Here is a 22,151-nt window from a genome sequence, read left to right on the forward strand (position 1 = left end):
GTGCATCCATGGCCTGAGGGGCTCCGCCGGAGGGCTGGGCGGCCCTCTAGGGATCGCAGGCGGCGATCAGTTCGTCGAGGGCTCGCCGTGCCTCCTCGGGCACGGTGAGGGTCATGTAGATCGCCTCACGGCCGTCCACCTTCACCCAGTAGGGGAAGACGAAGCTCTTCTTGGACTCGGTGAGCGCGTGCGCGTCGCAGTTCGTCATGAGGAAGCGCACGGGGATCTCCACCCGGGCGCGTGACGCGGGAAGCACGGCGAGCGGCGGCGGCATGCCCTTGAGCGGTTTGAGCTGGAACAACACGCTCCCCGACAGGTCCTGCAGCGTGAGTTCCCCCGCCGCCGCCCGCCGTTCGACCACCACCGTGGCCCACACCGCCTCGCGCCCGCCGGTCCGGCCGCGCCGGAAGGGCGGCGCCAGCCGCACGTCCACCGCCCGCCGCGCGATGCCCGCTCCGCAGTCGAGCTTCACGAGCCGCTGGAGCAGCGGGTTCGGGTGGGGGAGGGGCAGTTCGATCCGCCGGGCCTCCGCCGCGCCGGCGGGGGAGCGGACCCAGGCGATCACGCGGCTCGGCCGCGCCTCGGGGATGGTGTCCCCGGCGCACCGGGCTTCGCCGTACGGCATGCGCAGGTCGACGCGTGGTGTCGGGGTGACCTCGGCGTCCACGGGGTGGGGCGGGAGGAGCGTCAGGGACGGGCTGTCGAGTTGCAGGCGCTCGATGTGCACGGTGCCGGGGCCGCCGTTGCGGACGCCGATGGCGAGCCACCGTTTGTCCTCGTCCGAACGTGACTGTTCGAGGGTGGCCGAGAGGGGCGGCAGGGGGTCGGCGGGGGGTTGCGGGGCCGCTGTGCAGGCGGCGAGGGTCGTCAGGGTGGTGAGCAGCGTGACCGCGCGGCGGTGTCCGGAACCCGCGTGCATGGACCGAACCATAAGAGGTCCGCAACCTCAAAGAAAGCCCCCAGAAACATGTATCGATTGTGTGATTTCTGGGTATATAGCGACGTCCGGGATGTGAGATACCGGAGTCGACATACGAGACGGTAACCGGGCAGCCGCCTGTCGTGGGTCCATACGGCCCCTTCCGGAGGGGCCGAAACAGCCGGAAGTAGAGGACTGATTACGACTCAGCATCCAAGTGTCCACAGTTCCGATGCATATCTAGCTCGAAGGTTCCCAGTTTTATACCTTTCGACCAATCGATCGGGACCGTCGGCCGCGCTGACACTCCCTGCCTGAATGAAGGAGACACTTCATGATCCGCATTGCCCCCCTCGGGAGGGTGCTGGCCGTAGCGGCCGCCGCAAGCCTCGGCCTGACGGCGTGCGGCAGCGAGCCGGAGGTGGCGGCCACGCCCTCGGCGTCCGCGCCGGCTTCGCAGCCCGCAGCCGCCGCCGGCCAGGGCGACGGCACGTTGACCATCGGCACCCTGCTTCCCCGCACGGGTGACCTGGCCTTCCTCGGCCCGCCCGAGTTCGCCGGCGTCGACCTCGCCGTCGAGGAGATCAACGCCGCCGGTGGTGTCCTTGGGAAGCCGGTGGCGAAGGTCCACACCGACTCCGGTGACACGAAGACCGACATCGCCTCGCAGTCTGTGGACAGCCTGCTCCAGCAGAAGGCCGACGCCATCATCGGCGCCGCCTCCTCCGGTGTGTCCAAGACCGTCATCGATAAAATCGTTAACGCCGGTGTGATCCAGTTCTCGCCGGCCAACACGTCCCCCGAGTTCACGACGTATAAGGACAACGGGCTGTACTTCCGCACCGCCCCGTCCGACGTGCTCCAGGGCCGCGTCCACGGCGACCTGATCCTCCAGGACGGCAGCGAGTCCGTCGCCATCCTCAACCGCCAGGACTCCTACGGCACCGGCCTCGCCGCCGAGGTCAAGAAGGCGGTCGAGGGCGGCGGCGGCGAGGTCGTGGCCGAGGTGGCCTACGACCCCAGCGCGCCCGACTTCGCCAGCGAGATCAGCAAGATCAAGGCCGCGAAGCCCAAGGCCATCTCGCTGATCGGGTTCGACGAGACCAAGAAGATCGTTCCCGAGCTCAAGAAGCAGGGCATCGGCCCCGACAAGGTGAAGCTCTACTTCGTGGACGGCAACCTCGCCGACTACTCCGAGGACTTCCCCAAGGGCACCCTGAAGGGCGTCAAGGCCACCCAGCCCGGTGCGAAGACCAACGACGACTTCCGCGACAAGCTCCTGAAGATCGACCCCAACCTCAAGGACTTCAACTACGCCCCCGAGTCCTACGACGCCGCCATCCTGGTCGCCCTGGCCGCCGTGGCCGCCAAGGACGACTCCGGCAAGGCGGTCGCCGCGAAGCTGATCGAGGTCAGCAAGGGCGGCGAGAAGTGCACCACGTTCAAGCAGTGCCTCGACCTGCTCAACGCCGGCAAGGACATCGACTTCGACGGCGTCTCCGGCCCGGTGGAGTTCAACGACGCCGGTGACCCGGCCGAGGCCACCATCGGCATCTACGAGTTCGGCGACGACAACAAGAACAAGGTCGTCAACCACCTCTCCGGCAAGATCGACGGCTAACCCCTCGATCTCGGGCTGATTCCTCACCCCAGGCGATCGGGCCCGGCCGGGCCGACACCACGTCGGCCCGGCCGGGCCTTGTCGCATCCGCCGACCACGCTTCCGCCGACCACGCTTCCGCCGTACGGCGAAGCCCTCCCCTTGGCCGTCCCCCCGACCCGGAGTGAGATCGGTGCCGTGCTGCCGCACCGCGCACCCGGCGGGCGTGACCCCATCACGAGTACGAGCGCTCGGAGTCCGGGTGCCGGCGGAACGCCTCGCCGGACGCCCCGGCGAGTCGGTCGGCGGCCGAGCAGGCGGCCTCCAGCTGCGCCGGCAGCACGCATGCCTGCTCGCCGAAGGCATCCTCGACCAACGGGGGCCGACGCATCTGCTCCTGGCGGAAGACTCGCCGGAGCCGGTCGGCCCACACCTCCAGGTCGCGTTCGCGGCCGGAGCGGCGCAGCGCCGCCATCAGCTGCCGGCGGGTCATCCGGGCCGCTTTGCCCGGGGCGGGGGCGGCCCGGACCTCCCGCGAGGTGAGGCCCGCCTCGCCGAAAGCACCGACGGCGGCGGGGAAGTACTCACGCAGCAGTGATCGCAACTTGCTGCGGGTGGTCTCGATGGCCACCGGGATCCTGCGTCGGGGCCGTCGCCGTTGGCGGCGAGGAGTTCGGCCAGGGCAATGATCACGGGACGAGTGGTCGGGACCGCGAAGGCGGTCTTGGGATCTCATCAGAAACCTCCGAGGAAACCCACGCCTTCAGGCGGGGGAGGAATCGGATCTCCTGCGGAGCAGGGCAGGGGCAGGCGTTTCGCCCGTCAGGCGAAACGCCATGCGAACACATGTACGATGCTTGACCGATCGAGCGATAGGGTGTGAGCCATGTCGCAGATCGTGAAGCGGGCCTGCAGGTGCCGCTTCCAGCCGTCCCCCGGGCAAGCCGCCGGGCTTGCCCGGACGTTCGGCTGCGTGCGCCTGGTCCATATCCTCGCCGCCGGGCCGGCGGAGAGGTGAAACGCCTGTGGAGCCGGTGTAAGACCTCAAGCGAGAGTCCTCTCGGGCGGGGCGACCGGTGGTGAAGCAGGAAGCCCAGCCGGTGACGGTTGGAATCCCCCGGCTTTAGCCGGGGGAGGATGTCAATAGGCGAGGTGGCGAGCACGCCGTCACCCAACCGGGCGATCGGCTTTTGCGAGAGGGGAGGCGTCGGTCTTCAGCTGGGCGCATTCGGTGTCGGCCGGTCGTGCGATTCACCGGAGGAATTCCTTGTTGCCCGTCGTTTGCCGAGATCAGCGTTCATGCGAAGGCCCCGTCCGGGGCGTATGCCGGACGGGGCCTTCTGCGGGTGCGTGGGTCAGGCTCGGGCGAGGGTGCCGAGGTAGAGTTCGATGACCTTGGGGTCGTTCATCAGGTCGCGGCCGGAGGCCGTGTAGGCGTTGCGGCCCTGGTCGAGGACATAGCCGCGGTGGCAGATCTGGAGGCAGCGCCGGGCGTTCTGCTCCACCATGACGATGGTGACGCCCGCCCGGTTGATCTGCTGGGCCTGGATGAAGACGAGGTCCTGCAGTTTGGGGGACAGGCCGGCCGAGGGTTCGTCCAGAAGGAGGACGGACGGTTCGGTCATCAGGGCGCGGCCCATGGCGACCATCTGGCGTTCGCCGCCCGACAGGGAGCCGGCTCGCTGCTTGCGGCGTTCCTTGAGGGCGGGGAAGATCTCGGAGACGAACTCGAAGCGCTCCTTGAACTTCCTCGGCGCCTGGTAGGCCCCCATCTCAAGGTTTTCCTCGACCGACAGGCTGGGGAAGACGTTGTTGGTCTGCGGCACATAGCCGACGCCGCGCGAGACCAGGGCGTGGGCCTTCAGGTTGGTGATGTTCTCACCTTTGAGGGTGACGGCGCCGCTGCGGATGTTCACCAGGCCGAACATGGACTTGAGCAGGGTCGACTTGCCCGCGCCGTTCGGTCCGATGATGCCGATCAGTTCACCTTCCTTCACATACAGGTCGGTGCCGTTGAGGATGTTGACCCCGGGCAGGTAGCCCGCGATCAGCTCGTCGCAGCGGAGGATCGCGTCTTCGGCGCCGGTGAGGTGGGCGGAGCGGTCGGCGACCTTGCTCGCGCTGTCGTCCGCCTCGTCGGCGCGGGAGAGGTCGTCCGCGGCGGTGACGTCGGGGGTCTTCTCAGACTCGCTCATTGCCGGCCTCCTTCGTGCTGTCGCCGTCCGCGTCGGCCTCGGCCGCGAGTTCCGCCTCGGCCTCCTCGAGTTGCTGCTGCTCTTCCTCGGCCGAGAGGGGGGCGTCGTGGTGGGCACCGAGGTAGGCGTCGATGACGCGGGCGTCGGACATGATGCTGTGCGGTGGTCCCTCGGCGATGACGGCGCCCTGGGCCATGACGATGACCCAGTCGCTGATGTCGCGCACCATGTCCATGTCGTGCTCGACGAATAGCACGGTCATGCCCTCTTCGCGGAGGTTCTTCACGTGGCCGAGCAGTGACTGGGTGAGCGCCGGGTTGACGCCCGCCATCGGCTCGTCGAGCATGACGAGCTCGGGCTGCACCATGAGGGCGCGTGCCATCTCCAGGAGTTTGCGCTGGCCGCCGGAGAGGCTGCCGGCGAAGTCGTCCTTTTTGGCGATGAGTTTGAAGCGGGTGAGCAGGTCCTCGGCCCGCTGGGTGATCGCGGCCTCCTCACCGCGCCACAGGCCGGGGATGAGGCCGGCGAAGAAGTTCTCGCCGCGCTGCTTCTGGGCCCCGAGCCGCATGTTCTCGATGACGGTGAGCTTGGAGAGGGCCTTGGTGAGCTGGAAGGTGCGCACCATGCCGTGGCGGGCCACCTTGTAGGCGGGCACGCCGTTCATCTTCTGGCCGTTGAAGGTCCACTCGCCGGCGTCGGCGGTGTCGAACCCGGTGAGCTGGTTGAAGAACGTCGTCTTGCCGGCGCCGTTGGGGCCGATGAGGGCGGTGATGGAGCCGCGCTGGATCTCGACGTGGCCGACGTCGACGGCGGTGAGACCGCCGAAGCGGCGCACGACCTTGTCGACGACGAGGATGGGGTCGGGCTTCGCCACACCGGGTTCGGTGGCCAGGCCCTCGAACGCCGCGAGCGCGGCGGCCTTGCGGCTCTGGGCCGGGTTGTCAGCGTGCATCGAGCGCGATCTCCCTCTTGTCGCCGAAGATGCCTTGCGGGCGGTAGATGAGCAGGAGGATCAGGCCGAGGCCGATGATCATGTACTGGATCGCGCCGACCTGGTTGACGTTGAGGAAGTTGATCACGTTCTTGTTGATCGCCTCCTCCAGGCCCGTCTTGACGAAGATCATCAGGAACCAGAAGATCGCCGCGCCGACGATGGGGCCGAGGATGCGCGCCGCGCCGCCGAGGATCAGCACGGTGTAGGCGAAGAACGTGAAATCGGTGCTGTAGAGGTCGGCCTGGGCGGAGGAGCGGCTCAGGGCGAAGATGAAGCCGGCGAGCGAGCCGATCACGCCGCCGATGACGAGCGACTGCATCTTGTACGAGAAGACGTTCTTGCCGAGGCTGCGCACGGCGTCCTCGTCCTCGCGGATGGCCTTGAGCACCCGTCCCCACGGGCTCCTCATCACGAGGAAGAGCAGGAGCGAGACGGCGATGACGAGGATCCAGCCGACGGTGAGGATCCACATGGTGCGGTGGTCGAACCCGATGAACGGCGGGATGACGTAGTTGCCCTCGGGGTAGGGGTTGAGCCCGTAGAACGTGCCGGCGAACTCCTGCAGGCCGTCGGTGCCGCCGAAGGTGTCCTTGAGGGCGACGGCCCGCACGACCAGGCGCACGATCTCGGCGGCGGCGATCGTCACGATCGCCAGGTAGTCCGCCCGCAGCCGCAGCGTGGGGATGCCGAGCAACAGCGCGAGCAGGACGGCGAGCACGAGGCCGATGCCGACGCCGAGGAAGAGCGGCAGCCCGAAGGTCGCCACGGTGGTGGCTATCGAATAGGCGCCGACCGCGACGAAGGCGGCCTGCCCGAAGTTGAGCAGGCCGGTGTATCCGAACTGCACGTTCAGGCCGATGGCGGCGAGGCAGTAGATGACGGCCTCGGAGCCGATGCCCGCCTCGACGGCCCGGCTGAAGATGAGTATCCAGTCCATGTCCGCTCTCCCTTAGCCGATCCGCTCGCGGCGGCCGAGGATGCCCTGCGGCCTGAACAGCAGCACGATGATGAGGACGGCCAAAGCGCCGACGTTTTTGATCTCCGGAGGTATCCAGAGCGTCGAGACCTGGATGAACAGTCCCACCACCAGCGAGCCGACCAGCGCGCCGAACGCGGTTCCGAGGCCGCCGAGGGTGACCCCGGCGAACATGAGCAGCAGGACCTGGAGCCCCATCTGATAGTTGATGGTCTGGCTCAGGCCGAGGAAGATGCCCGCGAGACCGGCGATGCCGGCGCCCGCGGTCCACACGATGCGGATGACCCGGTCGACGTTGATGCCGGACGACGCGGCGAGCGCGGGGTTGTCGGCGACGGCGCGGGTGGCCTTGCCGAGGCGGGTGAAGAGCAGGGCCACGCCGACGGCGATGAGGACGAGGATCTCGATGCCCATGATGATGAGACTCTTGGGAGTGGCCGAGATCGGGCCGATCTGGATGCCCTCCTGCGCGCCGTACTGCCGATATGCCTCGCTGGCGCCGCCGAAGATGAAGAGCAGGAGATAGCGGAGGAAGAGCGCGACGCCGATCGAGATGATCATCATGGAGATCAGCCCGGTCTTGCGCTTGCGCAGCTGCCCCCAGAAGAACCGGTCCTGCCCATATCCGAAGGCTGCGGAGAGCACGACGGCGAGCGGGGCGGCTATGAGGAGATGAAGGCCGACGACGCTGTTGAGGAAGAACGCGATGAAGGCACCGATGGCGAGTAGTTCACCGTGTGCGAAGTTCGTCAGGCCCGTGGTTCCGAAGATCAGCGACAGGCCGACCGCGCCGAGCGCGATCACCAAGCCGAGGCTGAGTCCCTCGAAGGCGAGCTGGGCGACGCGGGCCCAATAGGTCTCGTTCTCGGTCGGGGCGGGGTCGCCGTCAGGGGTGTTTCCCTGCTGCTGGCCTCCGGCAGCATCAAGAGCAAAAAGCACGTTACGTGCATTTCCCTCGAAAACTTGAACGGTAAGCGTGGCCCGATCCTTGAACCGCAAAGCTAAACCGGCAGGAAGTGTTGATTGATCAAGGGTGACTTTGTAGGTACCTGCCGATGGTACGGAGACCTCCCACGTGCCTTGGGCGTTGCTGGTGGCGTCGCCGACGGGCTTGTCGCTCTCGTCGGCCACGCTGATCTTGACGCCATTCACAGGCTGGCCTTGGCTTTTAAGCGTGCCTTTCACACTCTCGCCCTCGGCCCAGGCGGTGGCCGAGCCGGAGGCGAGAAGGAAGATCAGCCCACCCAGGAAGGCCGTGAAGGCGATCACGGCTCTGCGCAATGGTGCTCCCTCATAAACGCCGTGAAGGGGTATATACCCCTTCATCTCCATACGTGGGCATCGCAATGGGGTGCAATGCTTGGGCGGGAGCTTAAACCGACGCGCCCGGTTCTGGACTGTTTGTCACAAAACGGTGACCAGGGTGTGTCGTGGGCGTGAGGAAAACGCAGGCTTACCAGGGCTGACATGCTGCGTCAACCACGAAGCTGTATACCGCCCGTACTTTGAGCCGAGTCGCACTCCCTCATGCCGCCCCCTGCTCAGAGCCGCCGACGGTTGAGACGTCACTTACCCCACGATCCGGGGCCGCAAGCCCTCCCAAACGCCTCGGAAGCGCCAAACCCTGGGTGGCTTGACTCAACCCCTGGGAGGCCCGCACGCCGCCGCTCCGGCGCCCTCACGCCCGCAGGGCGCCCTTCCGGCGGTCGCCTCCTCTGCGGCGTCCTCAAGCGCGCACGCCCCAGGCCGCTGACTACTCCACGCCGAGCCCCCACACCCGCACCAAGGCCTCCGGGGTCAAGACCCTCTCCGGCGGCCCCTCGGCCACGAGCCTGCCGTCCTTCAGCAGCAGGCAGTGCTCCGCCCGCCGTGCCGCGGCGATGTCGTGTGTCGCCTGCACCACGGTCGTGCCGCGCGCCACGGCCGCCTCCAGCGCGTCCGCGATGCGCTGCAGCGCCGCCGCGTCGAGCCCCGCCGCCGGTTCGTCGAGCAGAAGCAGGTCGGGCTCCTGTGCGAGCCCCTGCGCCACCAGCGCCCGCCGCCGCTGCCCCCCGGAGAGTGCGCCGAGCTGGCGCCCGGCGAGGTCGGCGATGCCGAGGTCGGCCAGACGGGCGTCCACGACCGCCCAGTCCTGCCACGTCAGCCGCCGCCACGGACTCCGGTGCGCCCACCGGCCCATGGCCACCGCCTCCCTGACCGTCATCGGCAACGCGTCGGAGACCGCGCTGCGCTGCACCACCAGACCGGGCCGCCGCGCACTGGAGCGCTCCACCGACCCGGCGGCAGGCCGCACGACACCCGCCAGCACCGACAGCAACGTGGACTTCCCGGCCCCGTTGGGGCCCACGACCGCTGTCGTGCGGGCCCGCGGTACCCGGGCCGTGAGCCCGTGCAGCACCGTGCGGCGGGCATAGCCGGCCACAAGCCCGCGAAGCACAACCATCGCCTCGCCTCCCGGGCCCTCAATCCCTTCGCGCGGCTCCTGCCGTACCCCGGCGCGGCCCTCGTGATCTGCCGACACATCGCCTCCATTTGAAAGTGATAATAGTTTTCATTGTAGTATCCCGAGTCATGCAGTGGTTGATAGATCCCTTTGAGGTGACGTTTGTCCGGCAGGCGCTCTGGGGCGGCATCCTCGTATCCCTCATCTGCGCCCTCGCCGGCACCTGGGTGGTCTTACGCGGGATGGCCTTCCTCGGGGACGCCATGTCACACGGCATGCTCCCCGGCGTCGCCCTGGCCTCCCTGCTCGGCCTGAACCCGCTGCTCGGCGCGCTCCTCAGCGCGGCGGCCATGGGGGCCGGCGTGACGGTGCTCGCCAGGTCGCCGAGGCTCTCCCGGGACACGAGCATCGGCCTGCTGTTCGCCGGCATGCTCTCCCTGGGCGTGATCATCGTGTCGCACGCAGAGTCGTTCGCGGTCGACCTCACCGGGTTCCTGTTCGGCGACGTGCTCGCGGTCCGCGACCGGGACCTGCTCTACCTCGGCGCCGCGCTCGTCCTGGCCGCCGCCGTCGCCGCGCTCGGCCACCGCTCGTTCACCGCGCTCACCTTCGACCCGCGCGTCGCCCACACGCTCGGACTGCGTCCCCGCCTGGCGCACGTCGCCCTTCTGGGCCTCGTCACGCTCGCCATCGTCGCGTCGTTCCACGTTGTCGGCACGCTGCTGGTCTTCGGCCTGCTCATCGCGCCGCCCGCCGCCGCGGCCCTGTGGGCGGGGCGCATTCCGACGATCATGCTGGGCGCCGCGCTGCTCGGCGCCCTCTCGACCGCGGCGGGCCTGCTCGTGTCGTGGCATCTCGGCACCGCGGCGGGCGCGACGATCGCCGCAGTCGCGGTCGCCCTCTTCTTCCTGTCCGCTCTCGCGGCCCGAGTACGGCACCGAGTACGGCACCGCCCGCCTGCCGCCACTCCCTCACAAGAGGTGGAGACCCCGGCGTGAAGACCACCGGATCGGCCCTCGCGCTGGTCATCACAACTGTCCTGGCCGCCGGATGCGCGGCGGAGTCCCCACGCCCGGTCGCCGTCCCCGCCACAGCCGGCGACGTCCCCCACGGATATGTGGAGGGCGCGGAGGAGACCGCCGAGCCGCAATACCGGCTCGTGCTCGCCGACCCCGCCACGGGGGCGGTGCGTGTGCTCGACCTGATCACGGAGAAGGCCGTGCCCATGTCCGCCGTGCCGGACGTCGACCGCGTGACGGGCGACGGGCGCTTCGCCTACCTCGCGGCGCGCGGCGGCCCCCTCCGCATCGTCGACAGCGGCGGCTGGACCGTCGACCACGGCGACCACGTCCACCACTACCGCGCCGAGATCCGCGACCTCGGCTCTCCGGAGGGCGGCGATCCGATCGGGGCCGCCGCCGACTCCGCCGTCGTCGCGCTCTCCTCCGGCGACGGTGCGGTGACCGTCCTCGACCGGGCGGCCCTCGAAAAGGGCGCCGTCGCGGCCAAGGCCCACTTCAGGCTCGCGGGGCCGCCCGGCGTGGCTGTGCCGTACCGCGAGCGGCTGCTCGTGCCCGGGCCCGGGGCGGCGGTGGAGGTGCGCGATCGGGGCGGCGCCGTGCTCGCCACCCTCGGTGAGACGTGCGTCGATCTCCGGGGGCACGCCGTGACCCGACGGGGGGCGGTCCTCGGGTGCGCCGACGGGGCACTGCTGGTCACACCCGACGGAGACGGCTTCAAGAGCACGAAGATCGCCTATCCCGGCAAGGTACGGGAGAAGGAACGCGCTCAGGAGTTCGTGTCCCGGCCCGGGAGTCCCGTCGTGGCGGCGAAGGCCGGCGACAAGGGCGTCTGGGTGCTGGACACCGGCCGTGAGCGCTGGCGGCTGATCGAAAGCGGCCCCGCGGTCGCGGTCACCGCGGTCGGCGAGGGGGCGCCGGTGCTCACTCTCGACGCGGAAGGGGTGCTTCGCTCCTTCGACCCGGATACCGGGCGGAAGACGGCACAGGTCACACTGCCCGTGCGGGACGCCGGGGCGGGGCGGCCGGTCGTCCAGGTGGACACCGGCCGGGCCTACGTCAACGACCCGGCGGCCAAGGCGGTCTACGAGATCGACTACAACGACGACCTGCGCCTGGCCCGCACGTTCACCCTCGACATCGCACCCGGGCACATGGTGGAGACGGGCCGATGAGGACGCAGAGATGGACGGCACTGCTCACGGCGGCCGTGATCGCGGGCTTCGCCGTACTCGCCGGGTGCGCATCGGGGCGGGAGACGCGGGCGGAGATCGTGGTCACCACCAACATCCTCGGCGACGTCACCCGCGAGATCGTCGGCGGCCAGGCCGAGGTCACCGTGCTCATGAAGCCGGACTCCGACCCGCATTCCTTCGGCGTGTCCGCTCAGCAGGCGGCCCGGCTGTCGCGGGCGGCGCTCGTCGTGCACAACGGGCTCGGCCTGGAGGAAGGGGTGCTGCGGCACGTCGAGGCGGCCAAGGAGACCGGGGCGGCGGTCCTCGCGGTGGGTGAGGCGGCCGACCCGATCGTTTACGCGGCCGGCGCGGGGGACGAAACAGCGGGGCGGCCCGATCCGCACTTCTGGACCGACCCCCGGCGGATGGCCCGCGCGGTCGGCGCGATAGCCCGCCACGTGGTCGAGTCGGTGCCCGGAGTCGACGCGGAAGCCATACGGAGAAACGCCGCCGCCTATCGCGGGAAAGTGGAAAAGCTGGATGCCTGGATGGAGGCTGAGTTTGCCGCGATTCCCGCGGGGCGCCGCAACCTTGTGACCAACCACCATGTGTTCGGCTATTTCGCGGAGCGTTTCTCTTTCAAGGTCGTCGGCACCGTGATCCCCAGCGGCACGACGCTCGCCTCCCCGAGCGCCTCCGACCTGAAGTCGCTGGTCGACGCGGTGCGCGCGGCCGGAGTGCGCACGATCTTCGCCGACTCCTCCCACCCCGACCGGCTGGCCAAGGTGCTGGCCGCGGAGGCCGGACTGGACGTCGCCGTGGTGCCGCTCTTCACCGAATCCCTAAGCACGGCGCGCAAAGGCGCGTCCACCTATCTCGACATGATGCGCTCCAACACCACCGCCATGGTCAACGGTCTGGTGGAAAAGAGCGCAAGAGCGCAGTGAAACACACCCATGGAAAGGAAGAATCGCCGGTGAAATCCACTCGGACGGCAGTTTTGGCGACCGCCGCGGCGGCAGGTCTCCTCCTCGCGGCGGCCTGCGGATCATCGCCGCGGCCCGCCGCGGTCGCTAGCCCCGCTCCCGCCCCCGCGTCGCCGTCGGCCCCCGCCCAGGTCGTCGCCGAGCCGATCGTCGCGACCTACGACGGCGGTCTTTACATCCTCGACGGCACCACCCTGGCCCTCGCGAGGGACATCCCGCTGCCCGGCTTCAACCGCGTCAACCCGGCCGGCGACGAGAGCCACGTGATGGTCTCCACCGCGACCGGGTTCCGCGTGCTGGACGCGGTGGCCGCGCGGTTGAAGGACGACGAGTTCAAGGGCGCCAAACCCGGCCACGTCGTACGGCACGCCGGCAAGACCGTGCTCTTCTCCGACGGCACGGGCGAGGTGACCGTGTTCGACCCCAAGGAGCTCGCGAACGGCTTGCCGAAGGGCGAGGTCTACACCGCGGCGGCCCCCCACCACGGGGTCGCGATCGAGTTGAGCGGCGGCGAACTCCTCGTCACCCTCGGCACCGAGGAGAAGCGGGTGGGGGCCCTCGTACTCGGCAAGGACCGCAAGGAGATCGCCCGCAGCGAGAAATGCCCCGGCGTGCACGGGGAGGCGACGGCCAAGGGGGAGGCCGTGGTGATCGGCTGCGAGGACGGCGTGCTCATCTACAAGGACGGGAAGTTCCGGAAGGTGGACAGCCCCGACGACTACGGGCGGGTCGGCAACCAGGCCGGTGCGGAGGACTCCGCGATCGTCCTCGGGGACTACAAGAAGGACCCGGAGGCGGAGCTGGAGCGTCCCGAGCGGATCTCGCTCATCGACACGGCGGCGGGCACGATGAGCCTCGTGGACATCGGCACGAGCTACACCTTCCGCTCCCTCGCCCGGGGGCCCGGAGGTGAGGCCCTTGTGCTCGGCACCGACGGCGGGATCCACGTGATCGACCCCGGCAAGGGGAAGGTCGTGGACACCGTCGAGGTCACCGGCGAGTGGCGGGAGCCGATGGAGTGGCAGGAGGCCCGCCCGGCGATCTTCGTGAGAGGCGGCACGGCCTACGTGAGCGAACCGGCCACCGCCCAGGTGCACGCCGTCGACCTCGCCACCCGGAAGAAGATCAAGTCGGTGACGCTTCCCAAACCGCCGAACGAGCTCTCCGGGGTGAAGGCCGAGACCCACCACTGACCTCGCGGCAGACACCACGCCCGGGGGGCGGGACGGCGGGTTCGGCGCCGCCGTCGCGGGTGCGGGTGGCGGTTTGGCGGGCTCGTGCCATACGGCGCTGCCCGGCGGTTGGCCGGATGCCGTCTGCTCGGGCTCACGCCGTGCGGTGCCGCCCGGTGGTTGGCCGGATGCCGGCTAGGCGTGCTCGTGCCGTGTGGCGGAGGGGTCTTCGCCCGTGGTGGAGTGTGAACGCCGACCTGTGAGCGCTCTTGCCAGGAGCTCACGGAGGGCCTTGGAAAGCAACGAGCCCGGGGGTGACCTTTGGTGCCGTGTAGGGCTTCCCCGGCCCTGCACGTTGTCTACTCAGTCAGCCCTCCGGGCTTCGTTCGATGCGTAGCCAACGCTAGCGACCGGAGGGGCGCTTGCGCAAAGGAAGACACGAGTCAACTTTGAGATTCCTGATGACAGCGGGGTCGGAGTTTTCGCCACTCACCCATGAGAGGGGGGCGGGGTCACCCCGGAGGGGTAAACCTCGCCCCCGGCGGCACTCACAGGTGTGTGATCCGGTGCCCGCCCGTCGCCTCCCGCGTCTCGCCGGCGGCGCTCATGGGCGTGCGGTCTAGGCGTCCTTCAGGACACACGTCAGACGGGAGGTGCACACGCGGCGGCCCCGGTCGTCGGTGATCTCGATGTCGTAGGTGGCCACGGTGCGCCCTCCGTGCAGCCGGGTCGCGACGCCGGTCACATGCCCGGTGGAGACGCTCCGGTGGTGGGTGGCGTTGAGCTCGATGCCCACGGCGATTCGCCCAGGGCCCGCGTGCAGGGCGGCGCCGACCGACCCGAGGGTCTCGGCCAGTGCGGCGGAGGCTCCGCCGTGCAGCAGGCCGTACGGCTGGGTGTTGCCCTCGACGGGCATGCGGCCGACGACACGCTCCGCGGTCAGCTCGGTGATCTCGATGCCGAGACGGGCGGCGAGATTGCCCGCCGTTTCGCCGTGAGCTGCGAAGAACGACTGCAGATCGTCGGGGTTGGCCATCGTCAAGGAGGCGCCTCCTGTCTGTCGTGCATGGGTTTTCCGTCGTACAGGGAGACTAGGCTGCGAGTGTGTCGAAGACCGAAACGACCCCCAGCCGTCCGCGCCTGCTCCTCCTGGACGGGCACTCGTTGGCCTACCGGGCGTTCTACGCGCTGAAGGACGCCCAGCTCGTCACGACCGACGGGCAGCACACCGAGGCCGTCTACGGCTTCACGTCGATGCTGACCAATGTTCTGCGCGACGAGCGGCCGACCCATGTCGTGGTGGCCTTCGACCGGTCCGAGCCGACGTTCCGCCATCAGGAATACGCTGAATACAAGGCGAACAGGTCGGAGACGCCGGAGGACTTCCGGGGGCAGGTCGCCCTGATCTTCGAGGTCCTCGACACGATCGGCGTCAGCTACCTGTCCCTGCCGGGCTTCGAGGCCGACGACCTCATCGCGACGCTCGCCACCCGCGGCGCCGAGCACGACATGGACGTGCTGATCGTCACCGGTGACCGCGACGCGCTCCAGCTCGTCGACGACCGCGTCACCGTGCTCATGACCCGGCGCGGCATCAGCGACATGACCCGCTTCACCCCCGAGGCCGTCGTGGAGAAATACGGCCTCACTCCGCTGCAATATCCGGACTTCGCCGCCCTGCGCGGCGACCCGAGCGACAACCTGCTCAGCATCCCCGGCGTGGGGGAGAAGACCGCCGCCAAGTGGGTGCGCGAGTTCGGGTCCCTCACCGAGCTCGTCAACCGGGTCGACGAGGTCAAGGGCAAGGTCGGCGAGAAGCTGCGCGACCACCTCGACCAGGTGCTGCTCAACCGCAGGCTCACCGAGCTCAAGCGCGACGTGCTGCTCGACGTCGAGGTCCCGGCGCTCACCATGCGCGAGTGGGACCGCGACGAGCTGCACAAGCTGCTCGACACGCTCCAGTTCCGCGGTGAGCTGCGCGACCGCCTGTTCAAGGTGCTCGGCGCGACCGAGGCCGAGGCGGAGGCGGCCGGGTTCGAGGTCGAGACGGTGGCGCTCGGCCCCGGCGAGGTCGCCGCGTGGCTCGACGCCCTGCCGCGGGGCCGCGCCGGGCTCGCCTTCCGCGGGTCCTACGGCAGCGGCACCGGCACCGTTGAGGCCCTCGCCGTCGCGGCCCCCGGCGGCGCCGCCGCCCACCTCGACCCGCGGCAGCTCACCGAGTCCGACGAGGCGGCGCTGCGCGTCTGGCTGGCCGACGAGACCAAGGAGAAGGCCGTCCACGACGCCAAGGGGCCGATGCTCGCCCTGTGGGCGCACGGTTTCCACCTCGCCGGGCTCACCTGCGACACCGCCCTGGCCGCTTACATCGCGATGCCGGGACAGCGGTCCTTCCCGCTCGACGATCTGGTCCAGCGCTACCTCCACCGCGAGCTGCGGGTCGAGGAGGGGGCCGACGGCCAGACCGCGCTGTTCGACGACCCGGCCGACCGCGCGGGGGAGGAGCTCGCCATCCGGGCTCACGCCGTACTCGAGCTGGCGGAGGCGCTTGAGGCGCACCTTGAGCCCCGGGGCGGCACCCACCTGCTGCGTGATCTCGAGCTGCCGCTGGTGCCGGTCATCGCGGAGCTGGAGCGGGACGGCATCGCCGCCGACCGCGGTTACTTCGCGGAGCTGGAGTCGGAGTTCGGGGCGGCGGTCAAGCACGCGGTGGAGGAGGCCCACCGCGTCGTCGGCGAGCCGTTCAACCCCGGGTCGACCAAGCAGTTGCAAGAGATCCTCTTCGTCAAGCTCGGGCTGCCCAAGACCAAGAAGATCAAGACCGGCTACACGACAGACGCCGACGCGCTGGCCTGGCTCGCCGCGCAGACCGAGCACGAGCTGCCGGTCATCCTGCTGCGCCACCGCGACCAGACCAGGCTGCGCACCACCGTCGAGGGGCTGATCAAGGAGATCGGCGACGACGGGCGCATCCACACGACGTTCAACCAGATCGTGGCGGCCACAGGGCGGCTCTCCTCCGAGAAGCCCAACCTGCAAAACATCCCGATCCGCACCTCCGAGGGCCGCCGCATCCGGCAGGGCTTCACCGTCGGCGACGGCTACGAGACGCTCATGACCGCCGACTACAGCCAGATCGAGCTGCGCATCATGGCCCACCTGTCGGGCGACGAGTCGCTGATCGACGCCTTCGAGTCGGGGCACGACTTCCACCAGGCGACCGCGGCGCGCGTCTTCAACCTGCCCCCCGACCAGGTCGGCGGGGAGCTGCGGGCGCGGATCAAGGCCATGAACTACGGCCTGGCCTACGGGTTGTCCGACTTCGGGCTGGCCGGGCAGCTCAACATCCCGGTGGCCGAGGCGCGGGCGCTCAAGGAGGAATACTTCGAGGAGTTCGGCGGCATCCGCGACTACCTCCAGGCCATCGTCGCCCAGGCCCGCCACGACGGCTACACCGAGACCATCCTCGGCCGCCGCCGCTACCTGCCCGACCTCACCAGCGACAACCGCCAGCGCCGTGAGATGGCCGAGCGCATGGCGCTCAACGCGCCCATCCAGGGGTCGGCGGCCGACATCATCAAACTCGCGATGCTTGAGGTGCACAGCGCCCTCCGCGAGGCCAAGATGGCGTCGCGCATGCTGCTCCAGGTGCACGACGAGCTCGTGTTCGAGGTGGCGCCGGGAGAGCTCGACGACCTGCGCGACGTGGTGACCGCCCAGATGTCCACGGCTTACTCGCTGCGTGTTCCCCTATCGGTGTCCATCGGTGTCGGCCGCACCTGGGAGGACGCGGGGCACTGAACGCGTCGGAGCACGACCGTGAAGGGCGCATCGAGCGTGATGCGGACCGACCTGACCTGGACGACCACAACCTGAGCGGGCACAACCTGAACGAGCAGACGCCGGACAAGCACGACTTGAACCACGACAAGGGGAAGGAAGGCCGCGGGGCGACAGGCCCCGCCGGGGACACTGCGGACGCCCCTCCCGGGGGGCCGCCGCTTGAGGGGGTGGGTGGGGCCTCAGAGGGCGTTGCCGATGATCCTGAGGGGCCGTCGATCTCGGAGACGGCGGGTGTCGCGTCTCGGCGGGGTGGCGGTGCCGAAGGACCTTCGCTCTCGGTCAACTCCTCAGAGGGCGTGGCCGATGATCCCGAGCGTTCGTCGCTTCCGGGCGCGGCGGGTGCCGCGCCTCAGCCGGGTGGCGGTGCCGAAGGGCCGTCGCTCTCGGGGGCGGCCGGTGCTGTGGACGGTGCCACGACTCAGGCGGCCGGCGGGTCCGGGGAGCCCGATGGCGTGGCCGGCCCTTGGGATGGTGCCGCGCCTCAGCCTGACGGGGGGGAGACACCCCGAGCCGGTGATGTGGCGTCGACGGGTGAGGGGACGGCCGGCCGCTCGGAGGGCACTCCGGCACCTGAGGACTCGCCCGGTGACTCGCCGGACGACGAGGTCACCCAGGAGCGGCGACTTCAGCGGCGCCGACCCTACGAGCGGTTCCACGGGGCCACGGCCGCGTCGATCGGCTGGCCCGAGCGCGCCGGCGAGCCTGAGGCGGGCGGCAAGAGCGACGGGAGCGGGGGCGAGAGCAGGTCCGGTGCCCGCTTGAAGCCGGCCGGCCACTCCGGTGCCGGCGACGGCGCGGAGGCCGGGAGCGATCGGGAGGGGCACTCGGCACACCGGGCCTCCGAAGGGGACGCTCGCGGGACGGGAGACGGGCTCGACGGCCCGGGCAAGGGGACCGTGCACTTCCCGCGGGAGCGACGTGTGCTCCCCAACGGGCAGGTGGGCCGCCGCCCTTACGCTTCGCTGCTGAACGGCCAGACCCCGGCCGAGCCCGGGCCGGAAGACGCAAAGGACCGTGGACGGGCTGCCGCCGCGGCCGAGGACAGGCGAGATCGCGGACGGGCCCCCGGAGCCGCGAGCGCGGCGCCGGGGGGCACCCAGCGCCGCAGACCGGCCGCCGCCACAAGTGCGTCCGCCTCGGAGGGCGGCCCGCGTGCCTCGCGCCTGGCCGGGCGGCCGAGGCCGGGGAAGGGGGCGGTCGTGGGTGACATCGCGGTCGCGCTGGTCGCGCTTCTCGTGGTGTTCCTGCTCCGGCCGGCGGGAGAGGACGCGCCCCCCGTGGCGGACGAGCGGCCCGGGCCTGCGCCCGCGCCGACCCCGGCAGCGCCCGAAGTGCCGCCGTTGCCGTCGTCCGCGCTCCCGCCGCCGGTTGAGGCGACGGTCGAGTCGGCACGGGCGGTGAAGGCCAACGAGGCCGGCGTCATCCCCGTGATCATGTATCACCGGATCGTCAAGAAGCGGATGGCCTCCATCGACCGCACCCCCAAGCAGGTGCGCAAGGAGATGGAACGCCTGGCCAAGGCCGGATATGTCCCCATCACGGCGAAGGAGTTCGCCACGGGGCGGATCGGGGTCCCGGCCGGCAAGTATCCCGTGGTGCTCACCTTCGACGACGGCCATGAGAGCCATTTCGCCTTCGACGACCAAGGCATGCCGAAGGCGGACACGGCGGTCGGCATCATCATCGACGTGGCCCGCCGCTATCCGTCCTTCCGCCCCGTGGGCACCTTCTGGGTGAACCGGGAGCCCTTCGGGCTCAAGCGGCAGGCCGAGCAGGCTCGCGCCGTACGGTGGCTGACCGAGCGGGGTTTCGAGGTGGCGAACCACACCTGGGGGCATCCCAACCTCGGGGCGTTGCGCAAGAAGAAGGTGCGCGAGCACATCGTGCGGGTCGAGCGTCTGCTCGTGAAGCTGGGGGCGGGGCCGTCGTCGACCCTCGCCCTGCCATATGGCATCATGCCGCGGCCGCGCAAGATCGCCCGCAGCGGCGGGTGGGACGGCGGCAAGTACGACTTCGATGGTGTTTTTCTAGCCGGAGCCGAACCCTCAAGGTCACCGTTTGCTAAGGATTTTGACAAGCTTGGCATTCAGCGGATCCAGAGCAACGGCAAGAAGGGGGAGTGCCGCCGATGGTGCTCCACTTACTGGCTGGAGTGGCTCGACAAGCATCCCCACATGCGGTTCACGTCCGACGGTGACCCGGGGCGGATCTCAGTACCGACCAGGCTTCGGGGTAATATCCCTTCCAAGCACGCCCGGAAGTTGGTCGTCTACTAGCGGATGCTCGGGATTTCGCCCTTGATCCGCAGCGTAACTGGATTGACCGCGCCCTGCTTGTCTCATATCCTGATCGCTGCGCTGTGGGCTCTTGCGTGTCTCGGACGGAGTGGGCTCGCCCTCGTCTCCCGCCGGTGACTTGACCCTCCTGGCTGGGAAACGAAAAGGCCTGCCGCGTGTCCCGCCACATCGACTTCTGTCCGCGTTCGGAGCAATTCCACACATGACGAGCAGCACCGAGGCCACCTCGAACACCCCGCAGGTAGCGGTCAACGACATCGGTTCCGAGGAGGCCTTCCTCGCCGCGATCGACGAGACCATCAAGTATTTCAACGACGGCGACATCGTTGAGGGCACCGTCGTCAAGGTCGATCGAGACGAGGTCTTGCTCGACATCGGCTACAAGACCGAGGGTGTCATCCCCTCGCGCGAGCTCTCGATTAAGCACGATGTCGACCCGGCCGAGGTCGTCGAGGTCGGTGAGCACGTCGAGGCCCTGGTTCTCCAGAAGGAGGACAAGGAAGGCCGTCTGATCCTCTCCAAGAAGCGCGCGCAATACGAGCGCGCCTGGGGCACGATCGAGAAGATCAAGGACGAGGACGGCATCGTCACCGGCACCGTCATCGAGGTCGTCAAGGGTGGTCTCATCCTCGACATCGGCCTGCGCGGGTTCCTGCCGGCGTCCCTCGTCGAGATGCGCCGTGTCCGCGACCTGCAGCCCTACGTGGGCCGCGAGCTCGAGGCCAAGATCATCGAGCTGGACAAGAACCGCAACAACGTGGTTCTGTCCCGTCGCGCGTGGCTGGAGCAGACCCAGTCCGAGGTCCGCCAGACCTTCCTCAACACCCTCCAGAAGGGCCAGGTCCGCAAGGGCGTCGTGTCCTCGATCGTCAACTTCGGCGCCTTCGTCGACCTTGGCGGCGTCGACGGACTCGTGCACGTCTCCGAGCTCTCCTGGAAGCACATCGACCACCCCTCCGAGGTCGTCGAGGTCGGCCAGGAGGTCACCGTCGAGGTGCTCGACGTCGACATGGAGCGCGAGCGGGTCTCGCTGTCGCTCAAGGCGACGCAGGAGGACCCCTGGCAGCAGTTCGCCCGCACCCACCAGATCGGCCAGGTCGTTCCCGGCCGGGTCACCAAGCTGGTGCCGTTCGGTGCGTTCGTCCGGGTCGAGGAGGGCATCGAGGGCCTCGTCCACATCTCCGAGCTGGCCGAGCGCCACGTCGAGATCCCCGAGCAGGTCGTCCAGGTCGGCGACGAGATCTTCGTGAAGATCATCGACATCGACCTCGACCGTCGCCGCATCTCGCTGTCGCTCAAGCAGGCCAACGAGGGTGTCGGCGCCGAGGTCGAGTTCGACCCCACGCTTTACGGCATGGCGGCGACCTACGACGACCAGGGCAACTACATCTACCCCGAGGGCTTCGACTCCGAGACCGGAGAGTGGCTCGACGGCTTCGACAAGCAGCGCGAGGAGTGGGAGCGGCAATACGCCGAGGCCCAGGGCCGCTTCGAAGCGCACAAGAAGCAGATCGAAGAGGCGCGCAAGGCCGAGGCCGAGGCCGGCGAGGTCCCCTCGTCCTACTCGGGTGAGACCCCGGCTCAGAGCAGCGGCGGTGGCAACGCGTCCAGCGGTGGCGCCCTCGCCTCCGACGAGGCCCTCGCCGCCCTCCGCGAGAAGCTCGCGGGCGGCCAGAGCTGATGTTGCTCGACATGTGATCCACGCGAAAACCCCGCTCTCCTCCGGGAGGGCGGGGTTTCCGTCTTTCTGGGAGGTTTTGGGGGGACGCAGCCCTCGGCGGGTTGTGCGCGGGACGGTCTTTCGATTTTCGTCATAACCCTCAGAGCCCTCAGAGGGTTCGCAACCGCCGACTTTGAGTCCATTCTGGACCGGCCCGGCCCTTCATAGCCCTAATGAGGGGCTTAATTCGGGTGAATTCCCTGTTTGCGGATCGACCCTGAGATAGCCGGTGCGGTCGAGTGTGGCTCATGGCTAAGGTGTGCGCGTGACGCGGATTGAGCGGGCCGTGGTGGGCGATGCCGGGGAGATCGTTACGGTGCAGCGGGCGGCCTATGTGCGGGAGGCTCAGCTTTACGGGGATCCGTTCATCCCGCCGCTCGTGGAGTCGGTCGAGCAGGTGCGGGACGCGATCGGGGCGGGGGTTGTGCTGGTGGCCCGGGACGGGGGTCGGATGGTGGGCGCGGTGCGGGGGAAGGAGCGGGACGGCACCTGTCTGGTGGGCCGGCTGGCCGTGGTCCCGGACCGGCAGGGCAACGGCATAGGCGGCGCCCTGCTCGACGCCCTTCACAAGGCTTACCCGGAGGTGTCGGTGTTCGCCCTGTTCACCGGCCACCTGTCGGAGGGCAACATGCGCCTCTACCGCCGGCACGGCTATCGCGAACTCCACCGGGAGCGCGTCCACGACCACCTGACGCTTGTGCACATGCGCCGCACCGGGACCTGATTCCCCGCAGGGAACTCCCTTTTCAGATGCAATAGCGTGATCATCCAGCATGAGATGGCAAGCCGGTCGTAAGCGTGATCAGTCCAGGCCT

At 69.2% G+C, this 22,151-nt stretch carries 18 protein-coding genes; 10 read left to right on the plus strand and 8 right to left on the minus strand.

From position 1 onward, the window contains the following. Nucleotides 1–46 precede the first annotated feature (46 nt). Nucleotides 47–919, minus strand: a complete 873-nt coding sequence (locus tag Ssi02_RS03050; protein WP_204020778.1) for a hypothetical protein — start codon at nt 917–919, stop codon at nt 47–49. Nucleotides 920–1,253: 334 nt separating this feature from the next. Here Ssi02_RS03050 and Ssi02_RS03055 point away from each other — a divergent pair, with 334 nt between their 5' ends. Then, nucleotides 1,254–2,540 (plus strand): ABC transporter substrate-binding protein, encoded by a 1,287-nt coding sequence (locus Ssi02_RS03055; protein WP_204020780.1) that lies wholly within the window; start codon nt 1,254–1,256, stop codon nt 2,538–2,540. Nucleotides 2,541–2,754: 214 nt separating this feature from the next. On the opposite strand, the gene Ssi02_RS03060 is transcribed toward Ssi02_RS03055, so the two are convergent. Further along, the gene (locus Ssi02_RS03060; RefSeq protein ID WP_204020782.1) at nt 2,755–3,150 is read right to left on the minus strand and encodes a hypothetical protein; all 396 of its coding nucleotides are present in this window, start codon (nt 3,148–3,150) and stop codon (nt 2,755–2,757) included. A 255-nt stretch (nt 3,151–3,405) separates the two neighbouring features. On the opposite strand from Ssi02_RS03060, the gene Ssi02_RS03065 reads away from it, so the two are divergent. Beyond that, nucleotides 3,406–3,537 carry a helix-turn-helix domain-containing protein gene (locus Ssi02_RS03065; protein ID WP_204020784.1) on the plus strand — a complete coding sequence of 44 codons (132 nt, stop codon included), beginning with the start codon at nt 3,406–3,408 and terminating at the stop codon, nt 3,535–3,537. Between the two features lie 337 nt (nt 3,538–3,874). Here the strand turns inward: Ssi02_RS03065 and Ssi02_RS03070 are convergent, their stop codons facing one another. The 5 genes from Ssi02_RS03070 to aztA form a co-directional block, all read right to left on the minus strand. Next, a complete protein-coding gene (locus Ssi02_RS03070) occupies nt 3,875–4,714 on the minus strand; it encodes an ABC transporter ATP-binding protein (RefSeq protein ID WP_204020786.1) in 840 nt (279 codons plus the stop codon). After that, nucleotides 4,701–5,666, minus strand: a complete 966-nt coding sequence (locus tag Ssi02_RS03075; RefSeq protein WP_204020788.1) for an ABC transporter ATP-binding protein — start codon at nt 5,664–5,666, stop codon at nt 4,701–4,703. Before Ssi02_RS03075 ends, Ssi02_RS03070 begins: the two co-directional genes overlap by 14 nt. Next, entirely contained in the window at nt 5,656–6,645 is a 990-nt protein-coding gene (locus Ssi02_RS03080; RefSeq protein ID WP_204020790.1) for a branched-chain amino acid ABC transporter permease, read from the minus strand. The genes Ssi02_RS03075 and Ssi02_RS03080 overlap by 11 nt, the downstream gene beginning before the upstream one ends. Nucleotides 6,646–6,657: 12 nt before the next feature. Beyond that, entirely contained in the window at nt 6,658–7,965 is a 1,308-nt protein-coding gene (locus Ssi02_RS03085) for a branched-chain amino acid ABC transporter permease (protein ID WP_239128557.1), read from the minus strand. Nucleotides 7,966–8,437: 472 nt separating this feature from the next. Continuing rightward, nucleotides 8,438–9,127, minus strand: a complete 690-nt coding sequence (gene aztA / locus Ssi02_RS03090) for a zinc ABC transporter ATP-binding protein AztA (protein ID WP_204021411.1) — start codon at nt 9,125–9,127, stop codon at nt 8,438–8,440. A gap of 128 nt (nt 9,128–9,255) precedes the next feature. On the opposite strand from aztA, the gene aztB reads away from it, so the two are divergent. From aztB to aztD, 4 genes are read left to right on the plus strand one after another with little or no spacing between them, the layout of a single operon-like run. Next, on the plus strand, nt 9,256–10,125 hold the full coding sequence (aztB, locus tag Ssi02_RS03095; RefSeq protein WP_204020792.1) for a zinc ABC transporter permease AztB: 870 nt from the start codon (nt 9,256–9,258) through the stop codon (nt 10,123–10,125). Beyond that, nucleotides 10,122–11,321, plus strand: coding sequence for a hypothetical protein (locus Ssi02_RS03100; RefSeq protein ID WP_204020793.1), 1,200 nt, complete (start codon nt 10,122–10,124; stop codon nt 11,319–11,321). Before aztB ends, Ssi02_RS03100 begins: the two co-directional genes overlap by 4 nt. Beyond that, nucleotides 11,318–12,268, plus strand: coding sequence for a zinc ABC transporter substrate-binding protein AztC (gene aztC / locus Ssi02_RS03105; protein ID WP_204020795.1), 951 nt, complete (start codon nt 11,318–11,320; stop codon nt 12,266–12,268). The genes Ssi02_RS03100 and aztC overlap by 4 nt, the downstream gene beginning before the upstream one ends. A 29-nt stretch (nt 12,269–12,297) precedes the next feature. Further along, entirely contained in the window at nt 12,298–13,500 is a 1,203-nt protein-coding gene (aztD, locus tag Ssi02_RS03110) for a zinc metallochaperone AztD (RefSeq protein WP_239128558.1), read from the plus strand. Nucleotides 13,501–14,098: 598 nt separating this feature from the next. On the opposite strand, the gene Ssi02_RS03115 is transcribed toward aztD, so the two are convergent. Beyond that, on the minus strand, nt 14,099–14,515 hold the full coding sequence (locus Ssi02_RS03115) for a hotdog fold thioesterase (RefSeq protein WP_204021413.1): 417 nt from the start codon (nt 14,513–14,515) through the stop codon (nt 14,099–14,101). Between the two features lie 68 nt (nt 14,516–14,583). On the opposite strand from Ssi02_RS03115, the gene polA reads away from it, so the two are divergent. The 4 genes from polA (at nt 14,584) to Ssi02_RS03135 (ending at nt 22,060) form a co-directional block, all read left to right on the plus strand. Next, nucleotides 14,584–17,277, plus strand: a complete 2,694-nt coding sequence (gene polA, locus Ssi02_RS03120; RefSeq protein WP_204020799.1) for a DNA polymerase I — start codon at nt 14,584–14,586, stop codon at nt 17,275–17,277. Nucleotides 17,278–17,837: 560 nt separating this feature from the next. Next, nucleotides 17,838–19,595 carry a polysaccharide deacetylase family protein gene (locus Ssi02_RS38520; protein WP_239128559.1) on the plus strand — a complete coding sequence of 586 codons (1,758 nt, stop codon included), beginning with the start codon at nt 17,838–17,840 and terminating at the stop codon, nt 19,593–19,595. A 223-nt stretch (nt 19,596–19,818) separates the two neighbouring features. Next, nucleotides 19,819–21,297 (plus strand): 30S ribosomal protein S1, encoded by a 1,479-nt coding sequence (rpsA, locus tag Ssi02_RS03130; protein ID WP_204020801.1) that lies wholly within the window; start codon nt 19,819–19,821, stop codon nt 21,295–21,297. Between the two features lie 304 nt (nt 21,298–21,601). After that, nucleotides 21,602–22,060 (plus strand): GNAT family N-acetyltransferase, encoded by a 459-nt coding sequence (locus tag Ssi02_RS03135; protein WP_204020803.1) that lies wholly within the window; start codon nt 21,602–21,604, stop codon nt 22,058–22,060. Nucleotides 22,061–22,151: the final 91 nt, after the last annotated feature.

This window comes from Sinosporangium siamense (assembly GCF_016863435.1).
GTDB lineage: Bacteria > Actinomycetota > Actinomycetes > Streptosporangiales > Streptosporangiaceae > Sinosporangium > Sinosporangium siamense.